This is a genomic window from Streptomyces mirabilis, from assembly GCF_018310535.1.
Taxonomy (GTDB): domain Bacteria; phylum Actinomycetota; class Actinomycetes; order Streptomycetales; family Streptomycetaceae; genus Streptomyces.
Genome location: NZ_CP074102.1, coordinates 674,575 through 694,053, shown reverse-complemented (window position 1 = coordinate 694,053; position 19,479 = coordinate 674,575). Strand labels below are relative to the sequence as shown.

The following is a 19,479-nucleotide window of genomic DNA, read 5'->3' as shown; positions in this document are numbered from 1 at the left end:
CCGGGAAGACCATGCCCGAGCCGGTGCGGGCGGTCGTCGTGAGCGGGTGTTCCTTGAGCAGGGTGTTCAGATGTCCGGCCAGCCACGGCTTCCCGAGATGGCCAGGAGCGTGCCGGACGTACGCGCGCAGTACGCGGAGCGCGAGCGATGGGATCACGATGGTTCCCCATGGGTGAGGTGCGGCCGTTGCGCCGCACGGGCTGCATGGATGGTGGCAAGCTGGGCCTCAGGTGCATCCCCGCGGCGAAGGAGGACAGTGCAGGTGAAGGCCGCGCCGAGCCCGACAACCGGCCAGGAGCCAGAGCCCGTGGTGTATCTGCTGGTCGGGCTGACCGGGTCGGGTAAGACGACATACGCGAAGCGGCGGCTGGAGCCGGTCGGGGCGGTTCGGCTGTCCGTCGATGAGCTGGTATTCGAGCGGCACGGTCGGTACGGCGTCGACTACCCGGAACGCCAGTACTTCGAGCTGGAGGCCCCGGTGGTCGCCGAGGTCCGCGAGCGCCTGGCCGGGCTCCTCGCGGCCGGCAGGGATGTGGTCCTCGATCACGGCCTGTGGCTGCGCTCCGACCGCGAGGAGTGGAAGAAGCTTGTGCAGTCCGTCGGCGGCCGGTGGCGGCTGCTGTACTTCCCCGTCGAGCGGGCCGAGTTGCTGCGCCGCCTCGACGAGCGCAACAGGCGCGGGGACGCCAATGCTCTTGCTGTGACGGAGTCGGCCCTGGATGACTTCTACGTCCGGTTCGAGCCCCCTCAGGATGAAGGCGAGGAGATCATCGAGCCTGGCTCGTTCTGACCCGCTCCTGCTGCTGGGGGCCGCCACGTGTTGACCAGCCGGGTGGCCTCCTCCTCCCACCAGCCGGGGACCGTATCGAGCGACACCGGCCGGAAGAGCAGGTCCTCCGCCGAGTCGACGCCGATCCTGCCGCCGTGCCGCCGCAGATGGTCCAGCAGACGCCGGGCCTCGGCCAGCCGGGCCGGGGAAGCCGTCCGCCACGTGCCGTCCGCCGAGTGGGCTGCCCGCCGTTCCACGTCCTGTCGTACGCCAGCGCGCCACTTGAAGTGGTGGACGATGACCGGCGGCCGGTTCACCGGCCGGTGCTCCGGAGCGCGGTGGTTCCCGGAGGCCACGGCGACGCTGGCTGTGGTCATCACCGCAGCAACCGCGTTGATCGCTTCCACTTTCGCCGCCAGGCGCCGGAACTGACGGCGGCTCAACACCCTGCGCGGAGCAGGCCGCCCCGGCCGCGACCCTCGGCCTGTGCCTGGCCGACGGCACGCCGATCGCTGTGGTCGTCACCCGGGACTGTGACGGCGTGGTCACCCAGGACGGGTGGATCAACCTCACCACCGGCACCTTCTCCGCCGGGGCGCCCCCGGTCGGCGCCGCCGCGTGCGGGGACTCCCGGGCGTTCGAACTCGCCGGGCTGCTCTGTGATGTGGACCCGGCAACCGGCGACGTCCTCGGCCTGGTGCTCGTGGAGTACGAGTACAACCCGGACGGCTCCCTGTCCTCCGTGCGCCTGGTCGACCCGGGCACCGGCAACACCTACACGCTCCAGGGGGAACTGAGCATCTGTCCGGGCGGCACCGGGACGCCCGCCGCGGACCTGGACCTGACCGTCCTGTGCGACGTCCAGGCGGACGGCACTGCGGTCGCGTTCCTGCGGGACTACCGGCGCGATGCCACCACTGGCCTGATCAACGGGCACACGGACTACGGCTTGGACGGCACGCCGTACGCCGCCACCGGCACCGTCGGCGTGTGCGCGGAACCGTGCAGCAACGCGAACACGCTGCTGCTGTGCGACCTCCCCGACGACGAGCCATCCACCGGCGTCCCTGTCGCGACGGACACGCCGCAGCAGTTCATCGCGGACATCCCGAACGGCGACTTCATCGCCCGGCCAGGCGGCGGAGCCACGCTCTGGTCGGCGGAACGATCACCTTCGGCCCGGACGTCTCGACCAACCCGGGCGTCATCACTCAGGTCCACCGGTTCGTCGCCGCCACGCTGCAGGCGGACGCACCGGGCTGCAACGCCGGCACCGCGCACCTGTCGCTGTCCGTCGTGGTCGAGAACTTCGGCCCTGGTGCAGGCTGCTCCGGCGCAGGCCGCTTCCGGCTCTTCCACACGGACGGGTCGGTCCTCGCGTCCGGTACCAGCCTCTTCAACACCCCCGTCGGCGTACCCCAGACGCTGACCATCGAGGCGGACGTCCCCGCGGCGGACCTGGCCGCCGGCGACGTCGCGGTCTGGCTCGACGTGGAGGCGTTCCAGACCGCGACGTGCCCGCCGCCGGACCAACGCCAGTGGGAGGCCCGGAACTTCACCGCCGCGTACGCCTACGACACCGACGGCTGCGGCGCGCAGTTCCTCCGCACGATCACCACCGACTGTGCCACCGGCGCTGTCCTCGCCGTCACGGACACCACCCTCGACGGCGACCTGTACACCGTCACAGGGCAGGCCGCACAGTGCGCGTCCACGGGCGGCGGCACTGTCGTTCCCGGCACGTGCACGGACGTCGAGACGCTGCCGCTGTGCGACACCGACAGCGGCGGCACCGTGACTGCCTTCCTGCGGCACCTGACCTACAGCTGCGACGGCACCCTCACCGGCACCGAGGACACCACCCTCGACGGCACCACCCCGTACGCCGCCGTGGGCGTAGTCGGCCAGTGCACGCCGCCGTGCCGGAACACCAGCACGCTCCTCCTGTGCGACCTGCCCACCGACGGCACGCCGAGCCCGACCATCACCGACACCCCGCCAGCGCCCTACTACCCGTACACCACGGGCGTGGCCACGGCCGGGGCCCCAACCCTGTGGGACGGCGGCACACTCACCCTCCCCGCCACCGCCGGGCCACAGCCCGGCACGACCGGAACCGTACGGACCGCTGCCGCCACCATCCAGGCGCCCCGGCCGGCATGCGACGACGGCACAGCCCACGTGACCGTGACGGTCGACGCCACCCAGCTCGGCTCGGACGTCGGCTGCGCCGTCACAGGCTTCCTCGGCCTCCACAACGGCACCGGCGAAGCGAATCGCGTAGCCCTCGCCCTCCGAACAACACGCCCGTTGGGTGGGCAGGGACGCTCACCGTGGAGGCCGACGTCCCGGCCGCCGACCTGGCCGCCGGGAACATCGCCGTCGTGGTGGCATTCGACGCCTACGACGACAGCGGGGCCAACTGCCCGCCGCCACGCCACACCGCGTGGCAGCTGTCCGCGTTCAACGCCGCAGTGGTCTACGACCAGACCGGTTGCGCGGTGCAGTTCCTCCGCAACGTCATCACGGACTGTGAGACCGGCGAGGTCACCGTGGTCACGGACACCATCCTCGACGGACAGCCGTACACGGTCACCGGCGAGGCGGGCCAGTGCGAGGCGGCCGGAGGCTCGTGCTGCGCGGAACAGCCTTGCCCGGCACGGAACGTCATCGAAGCGTGCCGGTGCGACGACACGGACGGCGACGGCATCGCGGACGTCGATTACGTCGAGCTCTTTGCCGGCGACTGCACGGGGGCCGTCACCAGCATCGGCACGTACACCGCGGACCTCTCCGCCCCGTACACGCCGGTCGCCCCGACCGACTGCTCCGAGACCGACGAAGGCGCCGAGGCGGCCGTCGGCGTCCAGGTCCGCCGCGTCGAGCTGGCTGCCAGACAGACGTGGAATGCGGCCGCGTGGCCGACCCTCCAGTCCGTCACCGCAGTTGCGCACGGCGGCACTGGCACCATCACCACCGCTGACGGCCCCAGCACCCTGCACACCGGCGAGGCGGCGACCTGGTCCATCGCCCGCGACACAGACGCCCTACTGACCGGCCCTCTCGCCATCGCGGTGAACACCGGAACCGTGACCATCACCTGGACGAGCGCGATCACGCTGTAAACGGGTGTGGCCCGCTGCACCGAGGGTGCAGCGGGCCACCTGGTCCCCGCCTGTTTGGACTGTTGGTCACCCCACCGGGCAGCTCACTCTTCGAAAGCGCGAGACTATTCCCTCTTGGGAGGGTGCGGATCCCATCCCGCGGCAAAGGACCATGTGATGTCTGAGGATGGCGACGGGGTGAACTTGAAGTACGCCTCTTTATGGTTGGACGCAAACCGTACTTCGTTGAATGTGGGTGTGACGTTCCCCTCCGAGCACGTCAGTGGAAAACTGAGCCCGGTCGGTTCCAAGGTGACCCGCAGAATTCCGTCGCCTTGGCAATTCACCGCTGTGGCCAGCGTCTTGCCCGCCCGGATGCCTCCCTTGAGGGGATATTCCGCGCTGCCTTTGAGGGCGGCAGCGGAAACCAGCACCGGGACTCCATCCTCGGCAAGGTTGGGGGGCTTGGTCACCGAGGCGGTGTGTTGTGGGGCTTGCGACGTATCCGAGGGTGTGGGCTTTGGCTCGGTAGTACTGACGTTTCCGGTTGTCTCGGATGCCGTGGGGTGTGCTGCCGACGAGGAGTGACCGCTGGTGCATCCCGCCGCGGCTACGGCGGAGAGCACGGTGGCACAAGCCAGGCGACCAGTCCGCTGGAAGGCGCTCATCCGTTCTTCGTTTCCCAGATGTACCAGCCTATGTGGTGAGGCGTGTAGCTGGTCACGGTGACGTGCGAAGTGGTGACGCAATTGGTGTAGTAGTGGTAGCTGACCCCTTGGTTGCGCAGTCGGTAGACGCCGTACTTCCCGTACGTGGAGTAGTGCGCCGGCGTCGTGATGGCGGATGAAGTGGAGATGCCGACCGCCACGGAGGCGCTGAGAGTCACGTCGTACTTCGCCTCAATCTTGGCTATCCTGACTTGGACGCTGGTGGAGAGGTGGCCGGCAACGGCGACGCCAACGGTTCCGGTGGTCGTCGACGTGAATGTTGACGTCATACTCCTGCTGGTCGCGTTGGTGTTGGACTGCGTGACGCCAATGCCCTTCATGTGATATCCGCCCTTGTATGTAGGCGTGTAGACATTGATTGGGTCGCAGTACTCACTTCCCGGGTGATTGCCCGGTCCAGGGTCAGTGCTGGGAATGTCGGGTTCGGTGTCCACCTGATTCGATGGCACCTCTACTGCATCGGTCTCATCGACCTCATCCGGTGCCGTTTCGTGCACGGTCGCCGAATTGCCCGTCGTGTCACCGTCATCTGCGAATGCGGCTTGCGTCCCGAGGCCGCCGAACAGCACCAATGCTGTAGAGCCCCCCACTACGGCCTGCATGACACGATGGCGCACTGAATTGCCGCCTAGCAAATTGATCCCCGCCCCTTGTTTTAGGTTGCGCTAGTCAGGCGCTCCCGCTCCGAAGAGCTGTGACGACAGTGATCGACCAGCTGTTGATCGTCAAGAGTCATCTTTTGGCTTGAGGATTACCTGAGGTTCGAATATCCCCCGCCGTGACGCCAACGGAACCCACCCCACTCGCCCCTCATCTGCCTAGCTGGTGAAGTGCCATCCCTGTAAACCCCCAGCTACAAGGGATTCTGATGGAGCGTCACATGATTTTGAATTCGACCGTCCCCTTCAACGACTCTCTGCGGTGCTGCCGCTGTCGATGGCTCACCGTCATGCCATGTCTTTACGGTCGCGACTCACCGGGCCTCGGTCGGTCGACGGTCCTCTTTGTAGCCGTGGCCAGCTCAAGGTGTTCGGTGAGAGGGTCGCCGGTGTTCCCGCGCCTGCGGCGTTCGCCCTGCATTACTCGTTTGCTCCCCGTGTGGGTTCTGCTGCTGACGGTAACCTTGGGGACGCTGCTGGTTCTGGGCCGGGCGATGAACCTCCCGTGAGGAAGCGTCCATGCCCGGAACATTCCTACGTCTATCGCCGCTTGCCCCCGGTCGCCTCGGCACGCGGGGGGTGACTCTGTGAGCGGATGCTGCGGGGGCGGCTCGGTCATCGTCAGCGGCGTAGCGGCCACGCGCCGCGTCGACGTCGAGACCGTCCTCCTCTGCGACGTACTGCCTGACGGAAGCGTGGCCGGCCTGGCCCTCGTCGAGCCGGTCTACGACACCACCAGCGGCGACCGGGTCGGCACCCCGGCCACCGGCGCGGCCTACACGCCGACCGGGACGCTCAGTGTGTGCGGCGGCCAGAGCAACGGCTGCGCCCGGCAGATCACCACCCGCACCCTGTGCGACGACACCAGCGGCGACGGCACCGCGGACGTCACGTACGTGGAGGTGTGGGCCCTCGACCCGTGCAACGGCGGCGCTCCCACCCTCCTCGGCGCGTTCCTGGATGGTGACTTCGCGCAGCCGTACGCGCCAGTCGCGCCGGTCGACTGCCCGGCGGAGGACACCACCGCGGATACCCCCGTCGTCCTCGGCACCGTCTGCTACGACGACGGCGCCGGTGGCACCGGCACGGCGGTCGTCCTCAAGTGCGCCGCCTGCGGGGATCCGGCCGTCACATACCTCGATCTTGCCACCGGCGCCGTCCTGGCCGCGCCGTCCATCGTGCCGTGCCGGACCGCCGCGGACCGGACGGCGCAACTCGTCTGCGACGTCCAGGCCGATGGCACCTCCGCCCCGTTCCTGCGCACGTTCATCACCGACGACGCCGGAACCACCACGGCGGACACGCTCCTCGACGGCACCACGGCCTACACGCGGACCGCCACCGTCGGCGTCTGCCTGCCGGTGAACGACTGCGCCTCGCCGACCACGCCGACCGCCACCATCGGCCTGTGCCTGCCGGACGGGACACCGATCGCCGTCGCCGTCGTCCGCGACTGCGATGGCGTGGTCACCTCCGAGGGATGGATCAACCTCCAGACCGGCGCCTACAGCGCAGGCGCGCCCCCGGTCGGCACCATTGCCTGCGGCAGCTCCCAGAGCGTCCAGGTCTGGTGGACCACCCGTGGCCGGGACGCTGCCACGGGCAAGAAGTTCGGACCGGTCTACGGCAGTTTGAACCACCACACGGCCGGGACGAACTCCCTCCACGCGATCGCCTACAGCGGGCAGAGCTCCACGGTGCCGGCACCCCTCGCGCACACGTACCTGCCCAAGAACGGCGTCCTGGTCCTCGTCGCCGCCGGTCGCGCCAAATGCCGGCCTCGCGGCGAAGAAATCGTTCGACGCGATCGTGGCCGAGCGGCCGATCCCCAAGCCCGACAAGTCGACTGGCACCGTCGACGGCAATGACGCCTTGTACGGGATCGAGGTAGAAAACCTCGGCAACGGCGTCGACCCCTACACCCGCGCCCAGTACGACACCTGGGTCCGGTACAACGCGGCCCTCTGCCGTCATCACGGCTGGTCCAGGGGAAGCGTCGCCGGACACCTGGAAACGAGCGTCGAGGGCAAGCCCGACCCGGCCGGGATCGTCGAGGGCTACGGCCGCCGCGGGCGTTTCACGTTCACCATGGCGCAGCTCCGGGCCGACGTCGCCGAGCGACTGGCACACCCGGCGAGCTGGAGCCCCAGCGCACAGGAGACGGACACCGTGCCCGACTACGTCAACCTCGGCCTCGTCCACAGCTACTAGGGCGCGTATCGAGTCGTGATCAATGGGTGGTCCGGGTGAGGTCTTTGATCCAGATCATCGAGGCGCGTAGGTGGAGGCCGGCGAGGTAGCTGTCCGGGGTCTTGTCGTATCGGGTGGCGATGCCTCGCCAGGCCTTGAGCTTGTTGATCAGGCGCTCGACGGTGTTCCTCTCCTTGTAGAGGTCGGCGTCGTGGCTGACGGGGCGGCCGCCCCCGGAGCCCTTCTTCTTTCGGTTGGCGGCCTGGTCCTTCTTCTCCGGGATGACTGCCTTGATGCCGCGTTGGCGCAGGTGGGCCCGGTTGCCGCGGGACGAGTAGGCCTTGTCTCCGGCGACCGCGTCCGGCCGGGTGCGGGGACGGCCGACGGGGCCGCGGACCCTTAACTTCTTGAGCACCGGGATGAACTGCGGACTGTCCGCGGCCTGGCCCGCGGTCACTCGCGTCACGCAAGAAGGCCTACCGGACCAGACCCCGCCGCGAGAGCAAATCCCGCAGATTGATCACGACTCGATACGCGCCCTAGTGCTGTGACCGCATAGGTTCGCCGTGTTGCAGAGACGATCGCTCCTGGGATGCCTCGTGGCCTGCCAGCGAGCGTGGATAATGCCCGGTGTGACCCCAGAGATAGATCGCCCCAGGTGGTGGTTCGGGCTTCGCGGCTTTGCGTTCACCCTGGTGGGCGGTGGCCTTGGCTTCTTCGCGTACGCTGCGGTCGTTTCGCATCGGCCGGGCGGGGCGCCGTGGGTATGGCTGCTATTCGGAGCGATTGTCTCCGGGACGCTCAGCGCACTGTTTCCGAAGCGGCGCCGGCGTTGAGCCATGTACTGCCCGGGCGGTGGGATCAGGCTGTGCGGTTCTCAGTGGTCGTCCGCCCCACCGGATGAGTTGGAACGAACGTCACCACTCATCCAACCGCCAACCCGGCGAACCTATGCGGTCAAAGCACTAGCTCGCGCCGGGCCTGTGGGACGACGTCGAGTTCACCACCGAGTGGACCGACGAGCCTGACGGCCACGCGACGAACAGCCCGACCTTCGTGAAGGGCGCCGCGAGGTTCACCGGCTCGCTCAGCCTGCGGTTCGAGGGCCTGCCCGAGGGCGAAGTCGTGCAGGTCCGCATGAGCGAGTACGACGACGCGGGCGCGTTGAAGGCGGACCACCCGATCCACGAGGTCATCGGCACGGCCGGAGGCTCCTATGCCATCGTGCCGCTGACGAAGCGTCTGGCGGCGGGCCGGAACATGCGGGTGCGGCTGCTGAACCAGTCGGACGACCAGGTCGAGGTCGCGAGCGCCGTCCTGACCACGCTCGTGTGGGAGGGCTAGGCGTGGACGTCACAACGGGCGTCCCCGCCGTCGACACGGTGCTGGTATGGGGCGGGGCCATATCGGTCCTCGTCGGCGGCGGCACCGCCCTGTGGCGGCTGATCCGGGCGGCTTCGCACCTGTTCCGTCGCACCAGCCAGTTCCTCGACGACTGGTACGGGGAAGAGGGCCGCCCCGGGGTCCCGGCGCGCCCGGGCGTGATGGAGCGGGTATCGGGGATGGAGGAACGCCTCGGCCACGTCTGGCACGAGGTGTATCCCAACAACGGCAGCAGCCTTCGAGACGCCGTCGACCAGGCGAACGAGCGCCTGGCCCTGCTCTGTCCCGACGCGGCCCCGCACCCTTCGCAGCCGACTGCCCTGCCCGCCCCGCCGGACGATCCGGCCGACCCGTGACCGGACGCCCGCCCTGCACGTCGGGGCGGGCGTCCCCCTTTGTGGCATTCTGTCCCACCGTACGAGACAGAGGACACCGTGACCACCGACGCCGACCTGGACGATCTCCTCGCCGCGCTGCCGCTGAAGTCGCCGCGCGAGGTGTTTGACGAGATCGAGGCCGCCCGCCGCGCGGCCGAGCTCGCGCCGTCACCGGAGGCGACGATCATCCCGATGCCCGAGTACCCGTACATATGGCCGCACCCGCGCAGCGGCATCGTTCGCTTCCCGTGCGCTCTCGGCTGCGGGTGGGCACGCGACGAAGACGCCTTCGCGGAGGGCCGAGAGCCGATCATCGTGCCATTGGGGGGGGGCAGCTCGCAGGACATCAACCGGATCTTCAACGAGCGGTCACGGCACCGCGCGGCCGTGCTGCGGGGGCGGATCGAGACCGCGATCCGGGGCCACTTCACCGCGGCTCACCCGGGCCGTGAGATCCCTACGCGGGGAGAGCGGTGAAGTCGTACAGCCGGCCCACCGTTGGTCGTACCCGAGCGCGGAGCGGGCGCTGAGTCAGGTCGGGCGGGCAGCGCTACCGCTGTGCCCGGGGGGTGCGCGCGGGCGGGGTCTCGGCTCATGCCGCGAGTGTGAGCTTGGGCAGGCGTTGATCCAGGAGCGGTTGCGCGGGCGAGGCGTGGCGGCCTCTCGTGCTGACGTAGGCGTCGAGCCGGTGGACGGTTGCGGGGACGGGCGATTGGCCCGACTGGCTTTGTACGTGACCGCGGGCTCTGGTCCACTTTCTGTGGATGCCTCACCGACAGTGATGTCAGTGGCATGTGGTGAGGTGGCCGCGCTCTATCAGCCGCCTGGTGGGAGATCGTTCCGATGCCTGTGTACCTTTCGCTGACCCGTGCTCTGGCTGAGGCTTTGGTCGATGTCCTCTGGTTCGTTGAGGGGTGCGAGGACGAGCAGATGGATCCGGATGACGCGGTCAAGGTCTTGGAGGGTGTCGCTCATCTGGTGGCTCAGCTGTCGAGTGATCAGCGAAGCGAGTTCATCGACCTACTCGGTTCGATGGCTGCAGAGGAAGCCGACCCTTCGCGCCGCGAGTTCTTGGAGGGGTTCCCTGATGGTTTTGGACTCGTTGAGGACGACTCCTGACCTGGGATCTATGCGTAGAGCAGGACGCGCTTGCGGAGGAGTTCGAAGCCCGCGCGACCGAACATCTGACGCTTGAGCATCTTGATCCGGTTGACGTGGCCTTCGACGACGCCGGAGTTCCAGGGTTGTGAGAGGCCGGCGATAACGGCGTCGAGGTCGCGTTCGAGATGCTGGGCGAATCGGCGGAGACTGGGCAGTTCGGTGGTCGCGGTCGCCGCTGCGATCCAGTCGGGTAGTTGGTCGCCTTGCAGGTGGGTGAGCATGTGGGCGAAGGAGCGCACGTGCTCGGCGAGTGCTGCGAGTTCGGGGCAGTTGGCCAGGGCGGCTTTGAGGTGAAGTCGGTCGTTCTCGTTCAGTGCGTCGGGGTGGGTGAGGATCCAGCGTGTGACGGCTCGGGCAGATGGCGGCCGGGACCCGACCGGCTGGGGCTTGCCGCGAAGTGTCCTGCTGACGTAGTCGCGGACGCTGCCGTAGCCGCGTGGATAGCCCTGTTCTTTGATCTCCTCCCATAGTTTCCAGGCGTTGGTGCAGCCTTCCTGCCAGCGCTGGTCGAGGTAGGGCTTGTAGGGGTCGAGTTTGGTCGCTCGACTTTGCCACTGGCCGGTGAACAACTCCTCCGGGGTGGTGGCGCGGGAGAAGCGCAGGATGGTGTTGAGGGTCATGCCGAGTTGCCGGGCGACGGACCGCTTGCTGTGTCCGGCGTCAAGGAGCGCGTGGATGGTGGCGTGCTTGGCGCGGGTGCGTTCGGCGAACCGGTACCCCGTCGGCCAGGGCGATGACGCAGCCGGCTCCGCCTTCTCCTGCGGTTGGTCCGCCGGGGCCGGAACGGGACGCAGGCAGCCGCGATGCTGGTAGACGCATTTCTCGGCGGCTTCGCACAGGTTGTGCCAGAGGTGCCATCGGTCGGCGACCTGTATGGCCTGCGGGGCGCCGCGGGTGGCGCCTTCGGCGAAGAAGGGGGCACGGTCGCGGCAGACGATCTCGATGCCGGGGCGCTCGGCGAGCCAGGCCGCCAGCGTGTCCGCCTCCCGGTCCGGCAGGAGGTCCACCGGGCGACGTGTCTCGACGTCGACGAGGACAGTTCCGTAGATATGTCCCTTGCGCTGGGCGTATTCGTCCACACCGACCACGCGGGGCGTGGCGGTAGGCGGGTCCGGTAGCGAGGCGATCAGTCTCAGCAGGGTGTTCCGGCTCACCGGCGCCCCGAAGGTGTCCGTCATCCGGGCGCCCGCCCGGCCCGCGAGCGCAAGACCGACCGAGACCAAAATCGCTCGCAGTCGCTCGGTCCGCCGGCCGAACCGGCGGGTGAGCCCGGGTACCTGCTCGGCGAAGGTTTTGCGCGGACAGGAGTCCTCCGCGCAGACGAATCGACGCACCCGTAACGACACCACGACGAACTTGCCGACGGCTGGCAGATCACAGGGAAATCGCAGGTACGAACCGTGTATTCGGCCCGACCAGCACCCGCATCCCGGGCAGACCGCCCGCCTGACGGTCGTGCGGGCCTCGACCCGGACACTCGTGTCGGTCACCTCGACCGACTCTACGAACACGCCCTCCACCGAGGAGAACAGCAACTCATCCAGCTGCGGCCGTACTTCGTTCACGGCGCAGCACTGTCGACCACACCGCATTCCGGCCGGGCGATTTTCGGGCGACCTGACCGCCGCCACACGAAGCCCGACAGTCACGCTGCGTACGTGACCACAAGAAGTGGACCAGAGCCCTCAGAAAACTGACACAGCCACCCGACCCCGCTTTCGACCGACGTCAGGCCGCTTTGGTCACGTCGTCGCGCGAGAGGGCCGTCCACAGCGAGAGCAGGCGCCGGTACCTCTCGGCGCGCTCGGTGGAGGCCGGTTCGTCCATCAGGCTGCGGATGCGGTCGTTGACCTCGTTGAGGGCGTGCGGCACCTGGCCGTCAGGCCCGGGGGAGTGGGACATACCCTCACCGTACGGGGAGGGTCTGACAATCGAGACGCGTGTTCTATTCTTTGTTCGAGGCGATGATCGCTCGTCGCCCAGATGAGGACACAGACATGACGACCCCAGTGCTGCCGATCGCGGAGCCCGACCCCAGCACCATGATCTGCCCTGGTAGTCACGTCGGACTGTGCGCGGGATGCCAGCGGCAGACCTGGCGGTACGGCCCTGGCGGGCTCCCGCTGTGCACCTGGTGTTTTGCCGCGCAGCGGGAGAAGTGGGGCAGCGGGGTGCGGTTCACCAGCACCCGCGGGTAGCCCGGCCTTGCCCGAGATCGGCAAGGCCGGACCGCGCGTCAGCCCTGCTTCTCGCCGAGCGCCGAGCGCAGCCAGTCCAGCGAGCCGGTCTCCAGGACCGCGTCCGCCAGGACGTTCCCCGCCTTGGTGACGATGCGGCCGCGGCTGTTGTCGATCCAGCGCTGTGCGTTCTCGTAGCCCTGGGCCTTGTACTCGATGCCCTGGATCATGCACTCCAATTTGTCTGCGTCGCGGGCGCAGATCGCCTCCGGGGAGTCCTTGGCCTCGTACTCGGCGACCAGCTCGGTGAGAGCCTCGGCCAGGATGCCCGGCATGCCGGCGACCTGGTCGGCCGTGATGTCGCGAGGGTCGGCCTCCCCGGCCGTGTACTTCTTGCCGAGGTGGTTCACGTCACCGGTGCGCGTCTCTCCGGTGTCGTGCCACACGGCGAGGAACGCCGCCCGCGCCGGGTCCGCGCCTTCGAGCTTGGCAATGATCGTCGCGATCAGCGCAGTGCGCCAGGAGTGCTCTGCCACTGTCTCGGGCTGGCGTACACCCGCCATCCACCACCCGGTGCGAGCGGTGTGCTTGAGCGTCCCGGCCTCGTACAGGAAGTTCGCCACCGCTGACAGGTCCTCTGTCACCTCGGACTCCTCTCACGCCTCAGCGAGGCGGATTGCGTACTGGATGCTCTCCAGCTCCCGGCGAGCGCGCGCCGACAGCTCCCGGCTATCCAACATCACAGTGAGGCGGTCGCGTAGAGCGCGGCCTGCTGCACCGGATCGCAGCAGGTTGGGGCGGATCTGGAGAAGAGACCACACGCTGTGGACGTTCAGGTCCACGTACCCGTGATGCGAGGCGAGGCCAGCAGAGAGGTGCGCGAGGAGCCGTTCGCCAGGCCATGGGCCGGGCGTGCGGCGTGCGATGAAGTCGTCGGACAACTCCAGGTGCTGGGTCTCCCCGAGCCAGTACGCCCAGTAGTTGAGGTTTGCGGCCTCGCCTGCCTCGTCACCTGTGAGGTCGTTGTCGATGAAGTAGTTCATGCGGTCGCGGTCGCCTTGCCGGGCGGCGACTGCCGCGACGGAGCGGCTGTTGAGCCAGCGGGTGAGCCAGTCTTGGGGCCGCTCGATGCTCTGCTGGTAGGCGAGCCATTCCGAGGTGTCGGCCTGGTTGTCGTATCCGGAGAGGTAGAGGGCCTGGCGGCGGAGGAGGAACTGCTGCTGGCCACGGGCCTGCTCGGCCGTACGGCGCATCTGCCCGAAGAACGTGGCCCGGTCGCCCGACGGCAGCTCAGGCCCGGCGGGCGCGGGGCCTCGGCGCGGCCGGGGAGGCGAGGGGAGCTCACGTACGGGCTGAGGCGCTACGCCGTTGAGGGGCCAGGCCAGCACCTCGACCAGGTCGCGTTGCATCACCCAGGCCCCAAGCGGGCTCTCCTCGACTGCGGCCTCGTCGTCTAACGCGCTCGCGAGGAGGACGTCCGCTTCGAGGGCGCGCTCAAGGGCTTGGAGGAGAGCGGGCGCGGTGCCCATCTGCATGAGCCGGTGGCGGTGCATGAGCATCTGCCCGGTAGGTACAGCGGTCAGGGGACGGCGTCCGGTTTCCCAGCCGGCGATCGTGTCCGCGCTGACTTTTAAGAGCTCGGCCGCCTCTTCCTGAGTGCGCCCCTGCTGCTCTCGTATCACGCGAAATACGTAGCCCGAGATGACGCCCGCGCGGGGGCGACTGGATGAACCCTGACTGCCGGTCAGGGTGGGTGGCGAACTAGGCCGCATGACTGCCCCAATCCCGGTGACTGACGGCAACTTACCCGTACTCCTGGTCACTTCAGCAGCTGAGCGAGGGGTTCTACCGTCGTAGTCATCACCAGACGAGCCTAGTAGGGAGGCTCTCCGCATGTGCTCCGATGCTGAAGCCCGCGCCCCGATGAAGGCGGCCCCCGGGGTGATGGTCCACCCCGGGCAAGACCGTGACCTCGCGGTGGAGCACTGGTTGTGCTGTGCCTCGCAGGAGCCGCAGGAGGCACGTCAGGCCTGGTGGGATGAGGAAACGCCACTGCTGCGATGCGGCATCCTGTTCACCGCCGTCAGCTTCCCCGGCTACCTCATCCACGGTGTGGCTGGGAGCACGGAACCCGCCGAGGTGGACGCCTTCCTGGCCCAAGCCCTGGAGGGAGGCCCGGTCATCGCGGCGGGCGGCCTCATGCAGTACTGGGCGCTGGTGCCTCCCAGTGCCGTCGACGGGTGGACGGACCCGGCCACCGTGTGCCTCGCACCCGGGACTTTCCTAGGGGTGCCACCCATCCATCGGAAATGGCACCAGCCGGGTCTGTCGTACTGGTCGGTGGCCATGGACAGCCCAGCCGTCCTCTGCTCTGCGGGTCTCGTCAGCCGGCTGTCCCGGATGGGGCAGACCCGCCACCGCGCCCAACTCGAGCGTGAGGGAGCCTGATGAGCAGAGCCCGCCTCGCCGGCACACCGGTAATGAGTGAGGTGCTGCCGCGCGAGCTGGAGTCCGTTCCCGTCGCGCGGCACGTCGTCCGCGACATCCTCGACCACTGGGATCTGCCCGAGCTGGCGCAGGACGCGGAAACCGTGATCTCCGAGCTCACCACCAACGCCATCCTCCACGCCCGAATGGCCGCGATCCGCATAACCGTCACCCGCGTCGACGAGCGCACCGTGCGCCTGGCCGTCATCGACAGAAGCCGCGTCCTGCCTGTGCTCCGGTCATCGGACACAGATGACGTGCACGGGCGCGGCATGGGAATCGTGGATGCCCTCACCAGGTGTTGGGGCACGGACCGGCTCCCGTGGGGGAAGCGCGTGTGGGCCGAGCTGCGGGACCAGAGGTGAGGGGTGGCTACGGACGCCGATGGCGTAGGGGGGCGCAGATGCCCGCCCCAGCCTCCCCGGCCGGCCAGGTCCTCTACACGCTTTCCGTCGCCACGCTCCTTGCCGCACTCATCTACGGCATTACCACGAGGTAGCAGCCACCCCGCCCGCCACTCCCCACGACGAGGACCCTCATGAAATCTCACCCCTCCAGTGGCAACCGCACCCCCGTACAGGTTGTAGCGATCAGCATCAGCGCCTCCGGCATCCGGGCCCGCGCCGACGGACGTACGGGGCGCGAGGCGTGGCGGATTATCCGGGAGCGGCACCCCAGGGCGGTCTGGGCCGTCGCGGCGTACACCGCCGTCTTGGTGATCGTAGCTTCCCTGGGCGTCACGTCCCTGTTCTGACCTTCCTGTCTTTGACTCCCGCCCTTGGCCGGTCGTGGCACCGGTCCCCAGCCCGGACCTGCAGCCTCCCTGCAGGTCCCCGGCCAGGGGTGGGACCCACGTCCCGGCTGGCCCTCCGTGGGGGAGTGACGGCAGTCCGGGACAACGGGCCCCGGCCGTCACCGAGACCAGCGGTCGGGGCCCGGGCCCCTCACTTTCCGCCCCGGCCGAACGGAGCGGACCACCCCGACGGGAGACCTCATGCACTCACTGATCGCGAGCCCGTTCCTGGAACAGCACATGCTCGTACGGCCGGGAAGCCGCGGCGGAGCCCTCCTGCCCGCGCCCCGCTACGAGGAGCTGCGCGCTCTCGACCCCGCCGAGCCGGCCCCGGCCTGGCTCGCGGACACCGTCCGGGACCAGTGGGACGACCTGGACGTGGCGGGCCGCCCTGCGGGTGAGTACCTGCTCGTCCGGCAGCCGTCCGCCTGGGGCTACTCAAAGGCCAGCTGGGAGGTGAACCTCGGCTGCAACTACGCCTGCAAGCACTGCTACCTCGGGCTCAAGGTGAACTCGGGCATGCCGCTGGAAAAGAAGCTCCAGTGCCTGGAGGTCATGGCCGAAGCCGGGGTGCTGTGGCTCCAGATCACCGGCGGTGAGCCGACCATCGACAAGGACTTCATGCGGTCATACCGCCGGGCGTTCGAGCTGGGCATGATGCTCACGCTCTCGACCAACGGATCGCTCCTGTGGCGCGAGAACCTGCTTCGCCTTTTCGATGAGTGCCCGCCCTACCGCGTCACGGTCTCCATGTACGGTGCGACGAAGGCCAGTTACGACGAGCTGACGCAGCGGGACGGTGCCTGGGACCTGTTCGTCCAGGGCATGAACGCCGCCCGCCGGGCTCGGCTGCCACTGCGCATGAGCATCATCGTCACCGAGGACAACGCGCCGGAAGAACAGGCGATGATCGACCTCTGTGAGCAGTGGGGCGTGGAGTACAACGTCTTCACCAACATGACCCCCACCATCTACGGGGGCGGTGAGGTCCTCACCGCGCAGTCCAAGGACCACTTGCGGATGCGGAAGCCGTTCACGGGCTGCAACGCCGGCCACACCTTCTTCCACACCGACCCGCACGGGCTGGTGTCCATCTGCAAGATCGGCCGCGACGACCAGATCAGCCTCCCCCGCGAGGGGATCCAGGGCCTCGCCCGGCTGGATGCGATCGCGGACCGCCTCATGCTTCGCACCGGAGGCTGCTCAGGTTGCCAGCTCTCCGGTTCCTGCACCGTGTGCAGGCCCCTGGCCAAGCACTACCAGGAGGCGAAGGCACCACTCGCAAGTTACTGCCAGCACGGACAGAAGAAAGCAGGCTGAAATGACCGCTGTAGCAGTCGAAATCTCCCCGAGGCGCCCGCTGCCCGACGACGGGCCCACCCAGAGCGGAGGCCTGCCGTACTTCACGCGGCCCGTCCTCGCAGCCACCCCGCCGGTCACCGAGATCACCGCCATCACCGACATGGACGAGGTCATGGACAGCGTGAAGTGCTCGTGCAACGCGGGCGACGACAACCCCCACTGACCTGATCCGATCTGCGTCTGACCCGGTCCTGAATACGCAGGCCCCGGCGTGTTGGCGCTGGGGCCTGCGGCAGGTGCGCGGCATGGGTAGCGTGCGAGCATGCGCTTTCACTGGGGCTGGATCGAGCCCGTGATGCCCGTGCCGTACGTGCCGACTCTCGGCCCTGTCCGTCGAAAGGACCCGCTCCCCGACCTGTTCGAGGCAGTCGTGGAGGTCGCCGGAACCGGCCGTTTCCTTCCGTACGACAAAGACCGCCGCTGGTCCGACACCAAGGCCGAACGCGTCCTGGCCGACGCCATCGAGCATGATCACCGCCAGACCCTCGTGCCCACGCTGGTCGAGCGCGGCGCCGGCGTCGTGAAGGTCCACGTGTACGGGGCTGCCCCGGACAGCCTGTCCGCCGGCGCCGACCTGGCTCGGAAACTCGCTTCCGTCCACGGTGCCGCCAAGGCCCGGGTCGTCTGGTTCCTCGGCCCCGACCAGCCCGAGGCGTACGCCCAGGGCGCGGGAACCCGCGTTCAGCTCAAGGAATTCAATGACGGACCTGGACAGGCTCCGGGCGTGCCGGTCCACGAGGACAAGCAGATTTCCGAGGAGGCCGGTTTCGGTGCCTTCGCCGAGCAGATGGCGGCTGACGGGTTCGCGTTCCTGCACGAGCAGATGCGCGCCAGGACCGTTGGCCCTGTCCTCACGGTCCTGCACGACGGCCGCGTGGCCGGCGCCATCGGCCCGATGGAGACCATGGCCGACGCCAGCGGAGCCGCTCGCCTGCTGCCCCAGTACTTCGGCGTGCTGCCGCAGTTCCGCGGCTGCGGCTACGGGCGGGCCCTGTGGCGCGCGGCGATGCGCTGGGGGCACCAGCACAGCGCCGCGTACCAGGTGCTCCAGACCGAGGTGGGAGGCGCCTCTGACCGCCTGTGCGCGGCCGAGGGCCTGACGTCGCTGGGGTTCGTCAACCAGAGGGATGTGTGACACCAGCCGACCGGCTAGAGGAGGTCCACGAGCGGGTGGGCGCATATCTGGCGAGGGTTGGACGTTGACCGGCTGGCGCGGCGGGTCGTGAAGGCGGACCTGTGTGCGGCACTCCATGCTCAACTGCGCCTGAAAGGTACAGACTTATGGTGACTTGTTCGTCCGGCCGGACGAATCATCTAGTCCGCGTGCACTAGTTCATCACGGTGATGTACAACCCTGTCTATATGTACAGACGATCGTCGTAGATTGGAATATTCCGCTTGGAGTGGGGCGGAGTGGTCGAGGCGCAATGAACATGCCGAAATCGGCCATGGTCGTTTTGTGTCGGTGCTCCCCCTCGTGCGATTCGCGGGAGGGGTGGGGCGGTTCCTGTCCTTACTCCGCAAAGTCGGGCGTGGAGCCGCAGATGGGCCCGGCATACCCATTGCCGGGCCCATCGTTCATCCGGAGACGTTGCCGGGATGGATTGGGTTGCGTGCCCAAGTGCACGCCCGTGGGAGCACGCTTGGGCGGAGGCGGGGCGTCTGCCGTCATGGCGGATGGCTGGGGCCGCTGCTGTGCCCGGCGGGCAATGGGTGAGGCGGGTGGGCGACAGCTTTCGGGCAACTTGGCGGCCGGTGCGGACTCGTGGAAGCCGGAGCGGGATACCTGCAGGTCAGGCATCTACACGTTCACGGTTCCCGCCGTGGTGTTCCCATGGGAACACCACGGCGGGCTGAAACGGCTTGATGCGGGCCGGAACGTGTCGATACGGGCCGAAACGGTGGGCGTTTGTGCAGGTCGGAGAATAACCGCAGTTCAGGGCGTCGAATGGGGCCCAAGGTGGCGGAGATCCGGCGCCGCCACGTGCCCGGCACTGGCCCGTACAACCGGGGCAACAGCCGCGCCCTTGCCGAGGAGTTCGGCGTGGGCGTGACGACGATCCGGGCCATCATCCGGGGCGAGAACTGGGGATGGCTGAGGAAGGAGGCGGCGCGTGCCGACGCTGGAGGAGATTGAGGCGCAGGTCGCCGCTCTCGTGCGCGCGGGGGACACCAAGACCCTCCGCGCGCTGCGGGACCGCGTCAAGGGCCAGCACACCAGCAAGCGCGCCCGGCGCGCCGCGCGGTACATGTACGACCCCGTCGGGTGGGCGCGGGACTGCATCGCCT

24 protein-coding genes and 1 pseudogene are annotated in these 19,479 nt (G+C 68.5%); 17 read left to right on the top strand and 8 right to left on the bottom strand.

Annotated features, from left to right (window positions below; translation table 11 throughout):
• Positions 1-262: 262 nt before the first annotated feature.
• Positions 263-790, top strand: a complete 528-nt coding sequence (locus SMIR_RS03185) for a P-loop nucleotide/nucleoside kinase family protein (protein ID WP_249938329.1) — start codon at positions 263-265, stop codon at positions 788-790.
• On the opposite strand, the gene SMIR_RS03180 is transcribed toward SMIR_RS03185, so the two are convergent.
• Positions 748-1,146, bottom strand: coding sequence for a hypothetical protein (locus SMIR_RS03180; protein WP_212726473.1), 399 nt, complete (start codon positions 1,144-1,146; stop codon positions 748-750). The genes SMIR_RS03185 and SMIR_RS03180 overlap by 43 nt on opposite strands.
• 164 nt (positions 1,147-1,310) lie before the next feature.
• Between SMIR_RS03180 and SMIR_RS03175 the strand changes: the two genes are divergently transcribed.
• Both SMIR_RS03175 and SMIR_RS03170 read left to right on the top strand, forming a co-directional pair.
• Positions 1,311-2,198, top strand: coding sequence for a hypothetical protein (locus SMIR_RS03175; RefSeq protein WP_212726472.1), 888 nt, complete (start codon positions 1,311-1,313; stop codon positions 2,196-2,198).
• A 904-nt stretch (positions 2,199-3,102) separates the two neighbouring features.
• Complete coding sequence (locus SMIR_RS03170) at positions 3,103-3,894, top strand: hypothetical protein (protein WP_168497515.1); 792 nt, start codon at positions 3,103-3,105, stop codon at positions 3,892-3,894.
• A gap of 104 nt (positions 3,895-3,998) precedes the next feature.
• Here SMIR_RS03170 and SMIR_RS03165 read toward each other — a convergent pair whose 3' ends face one another.
• Positions 3,999-4,346, bottom strand: coding sequence for a hypothetical protein (locus SMIR_RS03165; RefSeq protein ID WP_168497517.1), 348 nt, complete (start codon positions 4,344-4,346; stop codon positions 3,999-4,001).
• Between the two features lie 191 nt (positions 4,347-4,537).
• Complete coding sequence (locus SMIR_RS03160; protein ID WP_168497519.1) at positions 4,538-5,203, bottom strand: hypothetical protein; 666 nt, start codon at positions 5,201-5,203, stop codon at positions 4,538-4,540.
• A gap of 644 nt (positions 5,204-5,847) precedes the next feature.
• On the opposite strand from SMIR_RS03160, the gene SMIR_RS03155 reads away from it, so the two are divergent.
• Positions 5,848-7,128, top strand: coding sequence for a hypothetical protein (locus SMIR_RS03155; protein WP_212726471.1), 1,281 nt, complete (start codon positions 5,848-5,850; stop codon positions 7,126-7,128).
• Entirely contained in the window at positions 7,070-7,471 is a 402-nt protein-coding gene (locus SMIR_RS03150) for a peptidoglycan recognition protein family protein (protein WP_212726470.1), read from the top strand. The genes SMIR_RS03155 and SMIR_RS03150 overlap by 59 nt, the downstream gene beginning before the upstream one ends.
• Before the next feature lie 19 nt (positions 7,472-7,490).
• On the opposite strand, the pseudogene SMIR_RS03145 reads toward SMIR_RS03150, so the two are convergent.
• Positions 7,491-7,952 (bottom strand): annotated as a pseudogene (locus tag SMIR_RS03145) (transposase); the annotation flags it as partial.
• A gap of 554 nt (positions 7,953-8,506) precedes the next feature.
• Here SMIR_RS03145 and SMIR_RS03140 point away from each other — a divergent pair.
• The 4 genes from SMIR_RS03140 (at position 8,507) to SMIR_RS03125 (ending at position 10,329) form a co-directional block, all read left to right on the top strand.
• On the top strand, positions 8,507-8,794 hold the full coding sequence (locus tag SMIR_RS03140) for a hypothetical protein (RefSeq protein WP_212726469.1): 288 nt from the start codon (positions 8,507-8,509) through the stop codon (positions 8,792-8,794).
• Between the two features lie 2 nt (positions 8,795-8,796).
• Positions 8,797-9,189 carry a hypothetical protein gene (locus SMIR_RS03135; RefSeq protein ID WP_212726468.1) on the top strand — a complete coding sequence of 131 codons (393 nt, stop codon included), beginning with the start codon at positions 8,797-8,799 and terminating at the stop codon, positions 9,187-9,189.
• Between the two features lie 78 nt (positions 9,190-9,267).
• A complete protein-coding gene (locus SMIR_RS03130; protein ID WP_212726467.1) occupies positions 9,268-9,687 on the top strand; it encodes a hypothetical protein in 420 nt (139 codons plus the stop codon).
• 366 nt (positions 9,688-10,053) lie between these two features.
• On the top strand, positions 10,054-10,329 hold the full coding sequence (locus SMIR_RS03125) for a hypothetical protein (RefSeq protein WP_212726466.1): 276 nt from the start codon (positions 10,054-10,056) through the stop codon (positions 10,327-10,329).
• An 8-nt stretch (positions 10,330-10,337) separates the two neighbouring features.
• Here SMIR_RS03125 and SMIR_RS03120 read toward each other — a convergent pair whose 3' ends face one another.
• Positions 10,338-11,936, bottom strand: coding sequence for an ISL3 family transposase (locus tag SMIR_RS03120; protein WP_212726465.1), 1,599 nt, complete (start codon positions 11,934-11,936; stop codon positions 10,338-10,340).
• A 163-nt stretch (positions 11,937-12,099) separates the two neighbouring features.
• The gene (locus SMIR_RS03115) at positions 12,100-12,273 is read right to left on the bottom strand and encodes a hypothetical protein (protein ID WP_212726464.1); all 174 of its coding nucleotides are present in this window, start codon (positions 12,271-12,273) and stop codon (positions 12,100-12,102) included.
• 95 nt (positions 12,274-12,368) lie between these two features.
• Between SMIR_RS03115 and SMIR_RS03110 the strand changes: the two genes are divergently transcribed.
• A complete protein-coding gene (locus SMIR_RS03110; protein WP_212726463.1) occupies positions 12,369-12,569 on the top strand; it encodes a hypothetical protein in 201 nt (66 codons plus the stop codon).
• Between the two features lie 38 nt (positions 12,570-12,607).
• Here SMIR_RS03110 and SMIR_RS03105 read toward each other — a convergent pair whose 3' ends face one another.
• Both SMIR_RS03105 and SMIR_RS03100 read right to left on the bottom strand, forming a co-directional pair.
• The gene (locus SMIR_RS03105) at positions 12,608-13,192 is read right to left on the bottom strand and encodes an HD domain-containing protein (protein WP_212726462.1); all 585 of its coding nucleotides are present in this window, start codon (positions 13,190-13,192) and stop codon (positions 12,608-12,610) included.
• A 12-nt stretch (positions 13,193-13,204) separates the two neighbouring features.
• The gene (locus SMIR_RS03100) at positions 13,205-14,320 is read right to left on the bottom strand and encodes a helix-turn-helix domain-containing protein (RefSeq protein ID WP_212726461.1); all 1,116 of its coding nucleotides are present in this window, start codon (positions 14,318-14,320) and stop codon (positions 13,205-13,207) included.
• Between the two features lie 121 nt (positions 14,321-14,441).
• Between SMIR_RS03100 and SMIR_RS03095 the strand changes: the two genes are divergently transcribed.
• From SMIR_RS03095 to SMIR_RS03065, 7 genes are all read left to right on the top strand, one after another.
• Positions 14,442-14,996 (top strand): hypothetical protein, encoded by a 555-nt coding sequence (locus tag SMIR_RS03095; protein WP_212726460.1) that lies wholly within the window; start codon positions 14,442-14,444, stop codon positions 14,994-14,996.
• Positions 14,996-15,400: an ATP-binding protein gene (locus SMIR_RS03090; protein WP_212726459.1), complete on the top strand. Its 405-nt coding sequence runs from the start codon at positions 14,996-14,998 to the stop codon at positions 15,398-15,400. Before SMIR_RS03095 ends, SMIR_RS03090 begins: the two co-directional genes overlap by 1 nt.
• Positions 15,401-15,573: 173 nt before the next feature.
• Entirely contained in the window at positions 15,574-15,789 is a 216-nt protein-coding gene (locus SMIR_RS03085) for a hypothetical protein (RefSeq protein ID WP_212726458.1), read from the top strand.
• Between the two features lie 240 nt (positions 15,790-16,029).
• Positions 16,030-17,148, top strand: a complete 1,119-nt coding sequence (locus tag SMIR_RS03080) for a radical SAM protein (RefSeq protein WP_212726457.1) — start codon at positions 16,030-16,032, stop codon at positions 17,146-17,148.
• A gap of 1 nt (position 17,149) precedes the next feature.
• Positions 17,150-17,353 carry a hypothetical protein gene (locus tag SMIR_RS03075; RefSeq protein WP_212728509.1) on the top strand — a complete coding sequence of 68 codons (204 nt, stop codon included), beginning with the start codon at positions 17,150-17,152 and terminating at the stop codon, positions 17,351-17,353.
• A gap of 99 nt (positions 17,354-17,452) precedes the next feature.
• Positions 17,453-18,325 (top strand): GNAT family N-acetyltransferase, encoded by an 873-nt coding sequence (locus SMIR_RS03070; protein ID WP_212726456.1) that lies wholly within the window; start codon positions 17,453-17,455, stop codon positions 18,323-18,325.
• Positions 18,326-19,138: 813 nt separating this feature from the next.
• The gene (locus SMIR_RS03065) at positions 19,139-19,327 is read left to right on the top strand and encodes a helix-turn-helix domain-containing protein (protein WP_212726455.1); all 189 of its coding nucleotides are present in this window, start codon (positions 19,139-19,141) and stop codon (positions 19,325-19,327) included.
• Positions 19,328-19,479 lie beyond the last annotated feature (152 nt).